This window comes from Dokdonella sp., from assembly GCF_019634815.1.
Classification (GTDB): domain Bacteria; phylum Pseudomonadota; class Gammaproteobacteria; order Xanthomonadales; family Rhodanobacteraceae; genus Dokdonella_A.
This window is the reverse complement of the sequence record NZ_JAHCAP010000031.1, coordinates 1-12,012: the sequence shown is the minus strand read 5'-3', so window position 1 is coordinate 12,012 and position 12,012 is coordinate 1. Positions and strand designations below refer to the sequence as shown.

General features: G+C 66.4%; 12 protein-coding genes and 1 riboswitch. All 12 genes read left to right on the top strand.

All coding sequences use genetic code 11. From position 1 onward, the window contains the following. Nucleotides 1-64 precede the first annotated feature (64 nt). On the top strand, nucleotides 65-835 hold the full coding sequence (locus tag KF759_RS12950; protein WP_291226181.1) for a helical backbone metal receptor: 771 nt from the start codon (nucleotides 65-67) through the stop codon (nucleotides 833-835). Between the two features lie 60 nt (nucleotides 836-895). Continuing rightward, nucleotides 896-1,121, top strand: a riboswitch (cobalamin riboswitch). A 112-nt stretch (nucleotides 1,122-1,233) separates the two neighbouring features. Then, nucleotides 1,234-3,084: a TonB-dependent vitamin B12 receptor gene (gene btuB, locus KF759_RS12945; RefSeq protein ID WP_291226179.1), complete on the top strand. Its 1,851-nt coding sequence runs from the start codon at nucleotides 1,234-1,236 to the stop codon at nucleotides 3,082-3,084. A gap of 31 nt (nucleotides 3,085-3,115) precedes the next feature. After that, complete coding sequence (locus tag KF759_RS12940) at nucleotides 3,116-3,679, top strand: hypothetical protein (RefSeq protein ID WP_291226177.1); 564 nt, start codon at nucleotides 3,116-3,118, stop codon at nucleotides 3,677-3,679. A 66-nt stretch (nucleotides 3,680-3,745) separates the two neighbouring features. After that, on the top strand, nucleotides 3,746-4,717 hold the full coding sequence (locus KF759_RS12935) for a cobalamin-binding protein (protein ID WP_291226175.1): 972 nt from the start codon (nucleotides 3,746-3,748) through the stop codon (nucleotides 4,715-4,717). Nucleotides 4,718-4,737: 20 nt separating this feature from the next. Further along, complete coding sequence (locus KF759_RS12930; protein ID WP_291226173.1) at nucleotides 4,738-6,024, top strand: cobyrinate a,c-diamide synthase; 1,287 nt, start codon at nucleotides 4,738-4,740, stop codon at nucleotides 6,022-6,024. A gap of 90 nt (nucleotides 6,025-6,114) precedes the next feature. Then, on the top strand, nucleotides 6,115-6,429 hold the full coding sequence (locus tag KF759_RS12925; protein WP_291226171.1) for a zinc ribbon domain-containing protein: 315 nt from the start codon (nucleotides 6,115-6,117) through the stop codon (nucleotides 6,427-6,429). A gap of 83 nt (nucleotides 6,430-6,512) precedes the next feature. Then, on the top strand, nucleotides 6,513-7,145 hold the full coding sequence (locus KF759_RS12920; protein WP_291226169.1) for a DUF3011 domain-containing protein: 633 nt from the start codon (nucleotides 6,513-6,515) through the stop codon (nucleotides 7,143-7,145). Between the two features lie 123 nt (nucleotides 7,146-7,268). After that, entirely contained in the window at nucleotides 7,269-9,035 is a 1,767-nt protein-coding gene (aspS, locus tag KF759_RS12915) for an aspartate--tRNA ligase (RefSeq protein ID WP_291226167.1), read from the top strand. Further along, on the top strand, nucleotides 9,028-9,735 hold the full coding sequence (locus tag KF759_RS12910) for an alpha/beta hydrolase (protein WP_291226166.1): 708 nt from the start codon (nucleotides 9,028-9,030) through the stop codon (nucleotides 9,733-9,735). Before aspS ends, KF759_RS12910 begins: the two co-directional genes overlap by 8 nt. 109 nt (nucleotides 9,736-9,844) lie before the next feature. Next, entirely contained in the window at nucleotides 9,845-10,390 is a 546-nt protein-coding gene (gene ruvC, locus KF759_RS12905) for a crossover junction endodeoxyribonuclease RuvC (protein ID WP_291226203.1), read from the top strand. Beyond that, complete coding sequence (ruvA, locus tag KF759_RS12900; protein WP_291226164.1) at nucleotides 10,387-10,974, top strand: Holliday junction branch migration protein RuvA; 588 nt, start codon at nucleotides 10,387-10,389, stop codon at nucleotides 10,972-10,974. Before ruvC ends, ruvA begins: the two co-directional genes overlap by 4 nt. A gap of 19 nt (nucleotides 10,975-10,993) precedes the next feature. Then, nucleotides 10,994-12,012, top strand: a 1,019-nt coding sequence (locus tag KF759_RS12895; protein WP_291226162.1) for a KUP/HAK/KT family potassium transporter, incomplete at its 3' end; no start/stop codon positions are given.

The following is a 12,012-nucleotide window of genomic DNA, read 5'->3' as shown; positions in this document are numbered from 1 at the left end:
CGAGAGTGGAGACTTTTCCGGCGAAGGCTTAGCGTACGCGGCTCATCCGAATCACGGAACCGTCATGCGCGTTTTCTCGCACACCCCATCGAACACCGAAATCGTCTGCGCGCTCGGCTGCGCGCATCTGCTGGTTGGGGTCGATGCAGACTCGGACTATCCGCATGAGGTGGTCGATGCGCTGCCCAAGGCCGGGCGCGATCTCGATCTCGATGCCGCGATCGTCGATGCGCTCAAACCCGATCTGGTGCTGAGCTCCAACACCGTGCCGGGTCACGAGAAAGTCGTGGCGCGACTTGAAGCAGCCGGTTTGAAGACCCTGGTATCCGATCCGACCTCGCTCGAAGAGGTCTTTGACGACATCGAACGCATTGCGCAGGTGCTCGGCGTGCCCGAACGCGGCCTTGCACTCGTGCAGCAGATGCGCGCGGCGATGCCGGCGGTCACGCCGACGGCCGGGCGACCGCGTGTCCTGATCGAGTGGTGGCCCAAGCCGGTGATCGCGCCGGCACGCCACTCCTGGGCCACCGCCTTGATCGAACTGGCGGGTGGCACGAATCCCTGGGGCGAGGTCGACGCCAGGAGCGTGCCGCTGGCGCATGACGCTGCGCGCGCAGCGATGCCCGATCTCATCGTCATGAGCTGGTGCGGCGTCAAGCAGGAAAAATACCGCGCCGAGGTGGTGCGCTCGCGCGCCGGGTGGGAGGGCGTACCCGCCGTTGCCAACGACCGCATCCTCGCCGTGAGCGAAACCTTCCTCGGTCGCCCCGGCCCGCGCCTGGTCGAGGGCTACCGCGTCCTGCGCGAGGCGGTAGCCGGAATCACTGTGGCCTGAGCCAGCCAGTCCATGAGCATCGCGCGCCCGGAAGCCTGTGCAAGCGCCGCAGCTTCGGCTAGCATGTGCGCCGCCCAAGGTGACCATTGGCATGCCGATGGTTGAAACGGGAATCCGGTGCCGCCGTCCAGAAGTCTGGATGGCCATTCCGGAGCTGCCCCCGCAACGGTAGGCGAGTCAAGGTTCCGCACCAAGCCACTGTGCCGCAGGCACGGGAAGGCGCGAAACCGGAAGGAAACCCCTTCGCTCGCGAGCCCGGAGACCGGCCCTGTGCACGAACCGGACATGCGGCGGGCATGGGTCACGGGCCATGCCGCCTCGCGCATGGCACGCGCCACAAACCTCCTGCAGTCTCCTTTGCGACGAAGCCGCGCGGGTTGGCGCGGACAGGAGTGTTTGTGAAGAAGTCCCCCATTTTCAGCGGCCCGCTGCTGGCCGCGCTGTTGCTGGTTTGCCCGTTTGCCGCTGCTGATGAAGCGGGCACCCAGCTCGACGAAGTCGTCGTCACCGCCACGCGCACCGCGCAGACCCAGGATCAGACGCTCGCGGCGATGACCGTGATCACGCGCGAGGACATCGACAAGTTGCAGCCGGCCTCCCTGCTCGATCTGCTCGCCACCACGCCGAGCATGGCGATGAGCAACAGCGGCGGGCCGGGCAAGGCGAGTTCCTTGTTCCTGCGCGGCACCTCGGGCAGCCAGTTGCTGGTGTTGGTGGATGGCGTGCGCATCGGCACGGTCAGCGCCGGCACCATCGGCATTCCCTACATTCCGCTCGATCAGGTGCAGCGCATCGAGATCGTGCGCGGTCCGTTTTCGAGCCTGTACGGCTCGGGCGCGATCGGTGGCGTGGTGCAGATCTTCCTGCGCCACGATCCGGGCAGCTTCTCGCCCAATGCGAGCGTGGCCGCGGGCAGTCATGCGACATACAAGGGTGCGGCGGGTTTTTCCGCGGCGGGCGAGCAGGGCTGGATTTCGGTGCAGGGCTCGCGCGAGAAGACCGATGGCATCAATGCCTGTCGCGTCGGCGCCGCGACGGCGTTTGCGGGTTGCTTTGCCGATCAGCCGGACAAGGATGGTTTCGACGACAGTGCGCTCACGCTCAATGGCGCGTGGCGATTCAACGAGCGCTGGAGCGTGGACGGCCTGGCCTTCCGCAGCGAGGGCAGCAGCGAGTTCGATGGCGACTACAGCGATTCGAACCGCTATTCGGTGCAGGTCGTCGGCGGACACCTGCGCTATCGCCCGAGCGAGCGTGTGAATGTGTCGCTGCGCGCGGGTTCGAGCACCGACTTCGACACCAGTTTCCTTGCCGGCGCGATGCGCGGGCATTTCGACAACCGTCGTGACCTGGGTTCGCTGCAGGGCGACTTCAGTCTGGGGGCGGGTCTGCTCACGCTCGGCTACGACTGGGAGCGCCAGTGGCTGGGCAGCGATGTCGGCTTCGATCAAACCACGCGCCTGAACCGCGGCCTGTTCGGTCAGTGGCAGATGAACTTGGGCAAGCAGTCGCTGCAGGCCAATCTGCGTCGCGACGACAACAGTCAGTTCGGCGGCAAGACCACAGGCAGCGTGTTGTGGGGTTGGGATTTCGCCCCGGGCCTGCGCGTGGTCGCCAACTACGGTACCGCGTTCCGCGCGCCGACCTTCAACGACCTCTACTACCCCGGTTATGCCAATCCGCTGTTGCGCCCGGAAAACTCGCGCAACGCCCAGCTTGGCCTGCGTGGCACGACGGACTGGGGCAACTGGTCGCTCGAAGCCTGGCACAACGACGTGCGCGATCTGATTGCCTTCGACGCCGTCACCTACACGCCGGCCAACATCGGCCACGCGCGCATCCGCGGCATCGAAGCCGTTGTCGGCAGCAACTGGTTCGGCTGGGATGTGCGTGCCTCGGCGACGCTGATGCACGCGCGCGACGCAGCGCATGACAGCCCGAGCTACGGCAAGCAGCTGGCGCGGCGTCCCGAGCGCAGCGCGCAGTTCGATGCCGATCGCAAGTTCGGCGACTTCGGCGTGGGCGCGAGCTGGCATGTGGCCGGACGTCGCTACGACGACTTCGGCAACACCCATCCGCTCGGTGGTTATGGCCTGCTCAATCTGCGTGCGGGCTGGCAGTTCAACCCGGACTGGCGCCTCGATCTCGCCCTCAACAACGCGCTCGACAAGCACTATGAAACCGCCTGGTACTTCAACCAGCCCGGTCGCAACCTGATGTTGACGCTCAATTGGCGCCCGGCTCACTGATTTCCTCGTTCACCACCGAAGGAGTAGCGACATGCAAGTGTTGACTCGCAAGCAGGGTCTGATCGTGCTGGCTGCACTGGCCGTGCTGCTGTTCTGCACGCGTTTCACCTATTTCGGCCTGTCGGCGTACTGCGCCAATGCGACGATGGCGGCGTTCTTCCTCGGTGGCATCCATCTGCGCCGGGTTCTGCCCATGCTCGGCCTGTTGGCCGTGGTGATCATCTGCGACGCACTCGCATTCGGCTTGGGCCATGTGCCGACTGCGCTGCTCACCAAGGCTTCGGTGTTCGAGCCGATCGCTTACGTGCTGCTGTGGTACGCGGGCAGCGCTTGTGCACAGCGCGGCCTGTCGCGACTGGCCTTGACCGCCGGAGGCGCCGTGTTCGCCGCGCTCGCGTTCGCGCTCACCAATGGCTCGTTCTATTTCCTCAGCGGCTTTTTCCAGAACACGAGTCTGGCGGGCTGGGGCGCGAACTACGTGCAATGGGCGCCGTGGTATGTCGCCACCACGGTGGCCTACGTCGGCGCCGTGCTGCTGGCGCACGAAGCCTGGGAGCGACTGGCTGCGCCGCGACTCGCGCGCGCCGCTCACTGAGCAAGGACGCCGCGCCAGGGACGGCGCTTCGTCCATTCCCGCACCTCGCACGGAGGAAACATCGTCATGACAGCCGTTGCGGAACACGCTGCCGCATCACCGCGCATCGTCTCGCTGTTGCCCAGCGTCACCGAGATGGTCGTCGCGCTCGGACTGGGCGAGCAGCTGGTTGGCCGCTCGCACCAATGCGACTTTCCGCCCTGGGTGGCTGACCTGCCGGTGCTCAGCGCCTCGCGTCTGGAGCCCGGCGGCAATTCGGCGCAGATCCATCAGCGCGTGAGCGCGATCCTCGCCAAGGGTCAGGCGATGTATTCGGTCGATCCGCAACGACTGTGGGAGCTCGCGCCGCGTTACATCCTCACCCAGACCCAATGCGCGATCTGCGCGGTGACGCCGGGCGATCTGCAGGCCGCGCTCGCCGACTGGCCCGATCCCGCGCAGCGGCCCGAGGTGATCGCGGTCGAACCCGAGGATCTGGGCGAAGTGTTGCAGGCGATCCGCGACGTCGCGCACGCGCTGGGCGTGGCCGCAGCCGGGGAACAGCTCGCGCAGGAGTTGAGCGCACGGCTCGAAGCCTTGCGCTTGGCAACGGCATCGCTGACACGTCCGCGTGTGCTGACACTGGAATGGACCGCGCCCTTGATGGCGGCCGGCAACTGGATTCCCGAGCTGATCGAGATTGCCGGTGGCAGCAGTCTGATTGCCGAACAAGGCGAGCACTCGCCGTGCATCCGACTCGAACAGGTGGTCGAGGCCGACCCCGATGTCATCGTGATCACGCCCTGCGGCTTCACGCTGGAGCAGGGCGCGCAGGCACTGGCCGAGCTTTCGCGGCGCGAACGCTGGGCGAACCTGCGCGCGGTGCGTGAAGGCGAGGTCTATCTCATCGACGGCGTGCACTACTTCAATCGACCCGGCCCGAGGCTCGTCGAGTCGGCCGAGATCATTGGCGAGATCCTGCATCCCACGGTGTGCAATTTCGGCCACCGTGGCAAGGCCTGGCTCAAGGCCGCCCAGGTCCCGGCGTCGTTGCCGTGAACCCCGAGCCACGCTGAATCATGTTCGCGCGCTGCCCCAGCTTGCTCGTGTCGGCGCCCGCATCGGGGCAGGGCAAGACCTCGGTCACCGCGGCGCTCGCGCGCTGGCATGCGCGGCGCGGGCGGCGCGTGGCGGTGTTCAAGACCGGCGCGGATTTTCTCGATCCGCTCGTTACCGGGCGGGCTGCACGTGCCACCGCCTATCAGCTCGACCTGTGGATGGGCGGCGAATCCGAAGTGCGTGCACGCCTGCATGCCGTCGCTGCGACGAGCGACCTCATCCTCGTCGAAGGCGTGATGGGTTTGTTCGATGGCTCGCCCTCGAGCGCCGATCTCGCGCAGCGTCTGGGCCTGCCAGTGCTCGCAGTGATCGACGCGGGTGCGATGGCGCAGAGTTTCGGCGCGGTGGCGCACGGGCTTGCAAGCTACCGCGCGGGCATCGAGGTCTGCGGCGTGGTCGCCAATCGCGTCGCGGGCGACTATCACGCACGTCTGTTGCGCGAGAGTCTGCCCGCGAACCTGCATTGGTACGGCGCCCTGCCGAGCGATCCCGCGCTGGCGCTGCCCGAGCGGCATCTGGGACTGGTCGCCGCGAATGAGCTGGATGATCTGGATGCACGGCTCGATGCGCTCGCCGATGCCCTGGGTCGGCATGCATCGATGGACTTGCCACCAGCGGTGGAATTCGCGCCGGCGCACTTGCCGGCGGTGCCGCGATCTCTCGTCGGCACGCGCATCGCGATCGCGCGCGATGCGGCGTTCTGTTTTCTCTATCCTGCCAATATCGAGCTGCTGCGCGCGGCCGGCGCGCAGCTGCATTTCTTCTCGCCGCTCGCGGGCGAAGCGCTGCCCGACTGCGATGCGCTGTGGTTGCCCGGTGGCTATCCCGAACTGCATCTGCAAGCGCTCGCCGCACGGCAAGATCTGCATGAGGCGTTGCGCGCGCATCACGTGGCCGGCAAGCCGATTCTTGCCGAATGCGGCGGCATGCTGTTCCTGCTCGATCGCCTCGGTGATGGCAAGGACGAAGCGGCGATGGCGGGCTTGCTGGCCGGTCACGCGACCGTGATGCCGCGCCTGGTTGCACTGGGCCTGCAGGAAGTCGCCCTGCCCGAAGGCGTGCTGCGCGGTCACAGCTTCCACCACGCGGTGGCGACGATCACGGCGGCGCCGATCGCGTTCGCCGTCGACCCGAATGGCGCACCTGCGCGCGAAGCCGTGTATCGAGAGCACCGCCTCACGGCAAGTTTCCTGCATTTCCATTTTCCGTCCGATCCGCAGGCGGCTCTGGGTTTGTTCCGCGCTTGAGCGCATTGCCCGCAGGCGGCGCCCATGTCTTGCATTTTCGGCGCGTGGCCGCATAGTGCAGCCTGCGATTTTCAGCCCGTGTTGCGTGCCATGCCGATCTACGAATACGAATGTGATGCCTGCAAGGCGGTGTTCGAGCGCCTGCAAAAGCTGTCCGATCCCGATCCCGAGCAGTGCCCCGAGTGCGGCAGGAAGCACGTCCGGCGGCGCCTGAGTGCGCCCGCGTTTCGTCTGGCCGGCAGCGGCTGGTATGAAACCGATTTCAAGAAGGACGGCGAGGCCAGGCACAACCTCGTGGGCAAGGACGAGCCGGCCAAGCCGGCGGTCGAGCCTGCCAAGAGCGAGGCGGTACCGGCGAAGAGCGAGACCAGCACCGCCGGCAGCGGCGAGTCCACAGGCGCGTGACCATTGTTTTGCATTCCCTGCCGTGCTCCGGGCTACACTCCGCGCGGCGTGGACCTTCACGTGGCAACCAATTGGGGAAAGCGATGATCAAGTCGATTCGTTTGGTGGCAGGCATGGCGATGCTGTGCGCTGCTGCAGGCGCTACCGCACAGAGCCTGCCACAGCTTGCCGCGCCGCTGGCTGCGGTTGCGCCGGCACAATGGAATCCGGGTCCGGGATGGGATCGTGACATCGAATTCCAGTGCAACAGCGATGGCTATCGCTATCGCATGTGCCAGGTCGACACCGGCCGCGGCAGTGACGTGCGCTTGACCCGGCAGATTTCCAAGACGCCGTGCATCGAGGGCCAGACCTGGGGCTGGAATCGCGCCGGGGTGTGGGTTGACCAGGGCTGCGCCGCGGTGTTTCGCGTGAGTCGCCGCTGGTCCGGTGGTGGGCCGGGCTATCCGGGCCAGGGTGGCTATCCGGGCTCGGGCAATGGTGGCTGGAATCCGGGACCGAACTGGGACCAGTCGATCCGCTTCCGCTGCAGCAGCAAGGGTTACAACTACAACCTGTGTCAGGTCGATACCGGCCGCGGCAGCCGCGTCTACATTGCCAAGCAGTTGTCGAACTCGCCGTGCATCGAAGGCCGCAACTGGGGCTGGAACCGCAGCGGCGTATGGGTCGATCAGGGCTGTTCGGCGGAGTTCGTCGTCGATCGGCGCTGGCGCTGAGCGGTTTGGCTGGATCGGCAACGCCGGCGTTTCTCGCGCCGGCGTTGCTGTTTGCAGTGCAGCAAGAACCTTCGTAGCATTTCGCGTCTTGTTTTTTGCGCCACCCGGCGCCATCGGAAGCTGATGCGTACCCATTTCTGCGGCCTCGTCGACGAGGCCATGATCGGCCAGACCGTAACCCTGTGCGGCTGGGCCGATGTTGCCCGCAATCTCGGCGGCCTGTGCTTCATCGACCTGCGCGATCACGAGGGCATCGTCCAGGTCGTTGCCGAGCCCTCGAGCGCGGAAGGCAATGCGCAGGTGCTCGCCACCGCGGCACAGATCGGCTACGAGGATTGCCTGCGCATTACCGGCAGCGTGCGCCGGCGCGAGAGTGTGAACGCGAAAATGCGCACCGGTCAGGTCGAGGTCGTCGCCACGCGTATCGAGGTGCTCAACAAGGCGCAGCCGCTGCCCTTCCACCACCACGAGAATCCGGGTGAGGACATTCGCCTCAAGTACCGCTATCTCGATCTGCGCAGCCCCGAGATGCAACGCAAGATGCGCACGCGCACGCGCTTGGTCAATGCGCTGCGCCGCTGGCTCGATGCGCGCGGCTTCCAGGACATCGAAACACCGATCCTGACCAAGGCCACGCCCGAAGGCGCGCGTGATTTCCTCGTGCCGGCGCGCATGCATCCGGGCGAGTTCTACGCGTTGCCGCAGTCGCCGCAATTGTTCAAGCAGATCCTGATGATGGCGGGCTTCGATCGCTACTATCAGATCGCGCGCTGCTTCCGTGACGAGGCGCTGCGCGCTGATCGCCAACTCGAATTCACCCAGCTCGACATGGAATTTGCGTGGGTGGAAGAACGCGACGTGCAGGATTGCGTCGAGGCGATGATTCGCGACGTGTTCGCCGAGGTGATCGGCGTCCAGCTCGTCGCGCCATTTCCGCGCCTGGGCTGGGCCGAGGCGATGCGCCGCTTCGGCTCGGACAAGCCCGACCTGCGCATTGCGCTGGAACTCGTCGATGTCGCCGACTTGGTCAAGGGCAGCGACTTCAAGGTGTTTGCCGATGCCGCGGGTGCGCCTGATGGTCGCGTTGCCGCGTTGCGCATTCCCGGTGGCGCGGCGCTGTCGCGCAAGCAGATCGACGAATACGCCGCGCATGCGGCCAAGTACGGCGCCAAGGGCTTGGCCTACGTCAAGCTCTCGGAGCAGGGCGAGATCAGCTCGCCGATCGCCAAGTTCTTCGCAGCCGATGCCTTCGCCGCGTTGCTCGGTGCGCTCGGCATGCAGAACGGCGATATTGCCTTCTTCGGCGCCGGCGAGTTCAAGACGGTGTGTGATTTCATGGGCGCGCTGCGCCTGAAGGCCGGGCACGATTTCAAGCTCGTCGGCGAGGGCTGGGCGCCGCTGTGGGTGACTGATTTCCCGATGTTCGAATGGGACGCCGAGGCACAGCGTTACGTCGCGCTGCATCATCCGTTCACCGCGCCCGCGGTCGACGATGAGGCTGATCTGCGCGCGCATGCGGGCAGCGCGGTGTCTCGCGGTTACGACATGGTGCTCAACGGCAACGAGATCGGTGGCGGATCGATCCGCATTCATCGTGCATCGATGCAAAGCGCGGTGTTCGACCTGCTCGGCATCGGTGTCGAAGAGGCGCAGGCCAAGTTCGGCTTCCTGCTCGATGCACTCAACTTCGGCGCACCACCGCATGGTGGCATCGCCTTCGGCATCGACCGCATCGCCGCGTTGATGGCGGGCAGCGAATCAATCCGCGATGTGATTGCCTTCCCCAAGACCACGGGCGCGCAGTGCCTGATGACCGGCGCGCCCTCGAGCGTGCCCGATGCGCAATTGGCCGAAGTGCATGTGCGCGTGCGAGAGCGTGCCGGTGGCTGAACGCGCGCCCTCGTCCGCTGCACGCGGCAGCCGTGAACGCACTGCGGCGCCCGCGGTCGGGCAGCGCGAGCATGTGATCCTGCTGCACGGGATCTGGATGCGTGGCATCACCTTGCTGCCCTTGGCGCGGCGCCTGCGGCATGCCGGTTATTCGGTCGAAACGATCGACTACGCGAGTGTGTTTCGCGGCATCGGTCCCGCGGTCGAGACGCTGCGCGAGCGCATGCGCTCGGCTGATTCCGGCGCCGTGCATCTGGTCGGCCACAGCCTGGGTTCGCTGGTTGCGCTCGAAGCCGCGCGCGGCGCGCGTGGCCTGCCCAAGGGCCGCATCGTCTGCATCGGTTCGCCGTTGCGTGGCAGTGCGGTCGCGCGCACGCTCGCCAGCGTGCCGGGTGGCCGTCTGTTGCTGGGCCAGAGCGCACCGCCCCTGCTCAGTGGTCTGGATGCCTGGAAAAGCACGCGTGCGGTCGGCGTGATCGCGGGTCGCTTGCCGTTTGGCCTGGGCGTGACGATCGGGCCGCTCAGTGCGCCGCACGATGGCACCGTGTCGGTGAGCGAAACGCGTCTGGCCGGTATTGCCGACCATGTCGTGGTCGATGCCTCGCATACCGGGTTGCTGTTTTCCGGCGAAGTCGCCGATCTCACCGTGAACTTTCTGCGTGATGCCCGCTTCCCGTCCAGCGACGCCTCCGGCACGTGAGGCAGGCCGTGACGCCGTGCGCAACGCCAGCAACAGGGTCCGCACCGACACGGGGCCACGGCACGCGCTGCGGGGTGTCGCCGTGACGCGCTGGCAATCGGTGCCGGCGATGTCGCCGAACGCGGTGGCGTGCGGCGTGCGCATCATCGGCATCGATCCGGGCAGCCAGCGCACCGGCGTGGGCATCATCGACATTGGCGAAGATGGCCGCAGCAGCCATGTGTTCCACACGGCGATCAACCTGCTCGGTGCCGAGGACTTTGCCGGGCGTCTCAAGCTGCTGTTCGATGCGCTGGGAGCAATCGTGGCCGAACATGCGCCGCAGGAAGCCGCGCTCGAACGCGTGTTCCTCGCGCGCAATCCTGATTCGGCGCTCAAGCTTGGTCAGGCGCGCGGCGCGGCAATCTGCGCGCTCGCCCAGCATGGCCTGACGATTCACGAATATGCGGCGCGCGAGGTCAAGCAGGCCGTGGTCGGCAGTGGTGCCGGCGACAAGGCCCAGGTCCAGCACATGGTCGGATTGTTGCTGGAGCTGCGCGAGCGGCTGCAGGCCGATGCCGCCGACGCGCTGGCGATCGCGCTCACCCATGCGCATGTGCGGGCCAGCGTCACGCGTCTGGGCGTGACGCGACAAGCCTGGCGGAGGCGGCGATGATCGGACGGCTCAAGGGCGTCCTGGTGGCCAAGCAGCCGCCCTGGATCGTGGTCGATGTCGGCGGTGTCGGCTACGAACTGGAAGCGCCGATGTCGACGTTCTACGACCTGCCGGAGCTCGGTCGCGAAGTCGCGCTGTGCACGCACTATGCGGTCAAGGAAGACACCGTTGCACTGTATGCGTTCCTGCGCGAAGACGAGCGTGCGCTGTTCCGCGCGCTGCAGAAGGTCAGCGGCATCGGCGCCAAGATCGCGCTGGCGGTGCTCTCGGGCGTGAGCGTGGAGGAATTCTCGCGTCTGGTGCAGGCGTCCGATCTGGCCGCGCTCACGCGCATTCCCGGCATTGGCAAGAAGACCGCCGAGCGCATCGTGATCGAGTTGCGCGACCGCGTCGAAGGCCTCGCAGTCGGGGTCTCCCCGGCGAGCGGTGGCGGTGCTGCCGACCCGGCCAGCGAGGCCGCGATTGCGCTGCAGGCGCTCGGCTACAAGCCGCAGGAAGTCACGCGGCTGGTGCGTGCTGCCAGCGTTCCCGGCGATCGCGCCGAAGACATCATTCGCAAGGCCCTCAAGGCCGCGCTGCGCTGAACCCACCGGAGCCCAGGGTATGTCAGATTCCCGCCAGGATGCGAGTGATCCGCGCAGTCGCCTGTCGGCGCTTGCGCTCGGCGCGATCGGCGTGGTTTACGGCGATTTGGGCACCAGCCCGCTCTACACGATGAAGGAAACCTTCGGCGGGCATGGCCTGCCGGTGGACGAACCGCATGTGCTGGGTGTGTTGTCGCTGGTGTTCTGGACCTTGATGCTGGTGGTCTCGCTCAAGTATGCCGGCTACATCATGCGCGCCGACAACAAGGGCGAGGGCGGCATCATGGCGCTGACCGCGCTGGCCCAGCGCGGTGTGCGCGGTCGGCCCAAGGTGTATTGGCTGGTGACGATGCTTGGCTTGTTCGGTGCGGCGCTGTTCTTCGGCGATGGCGTGATCACGCCGGCCATTTCGGTGTTGTCCGCAGTCGAAGGCGTCAAGGTGGCAGCGCCGCAGCTCGACCATTTCATTGTGCCGATCACGGTGTTGATCCTGCTCGGCCTGTTCTGGATCCAGAAGCGCGGCAGTGGCCGCGTCGGTCTGGTGTTCGGGCCGATCATGTGCCTGTGGTTCGTCAGCATCGCCGTGCTCGGCATCGTGCAGATCATCGAGCATCCCTACGTGCTCAAGGCGCTGTCGCCGCATTACGCGGTGCATTTTTTTGCCGATGTCGGCTGGCCCGCGTTTTTCGCACTGAGCTCGGTGGTGTTGTGCATTACCGGCGCCGAGGCGCTGTATGCCGACATGGGGCACTTCGGCAAGAAGCCGATCCGCATGGCCTGGTTCGGTTTCGTGATGCCGGCGTTGGTGCTCAATTACTTCGGCCAGGGCGCCTTGCTGCTGTCCAATGGCGCGGCGGTCGAGAATCCGTTCTTCATGCTTGCGCCGAAGTCGCTGCTGCTGCCGTTCATCGCGTTGGCGACGCTGGCCACGGTGATCGCCTCGCAATCGGTGATCTCGGGCGCTTACTCGGTCGCGCGCGAGGCGATCCAGCTCGGCTTCCTGCCGCGCATGCAGGTGCAACACACCTCGGTCGAGCA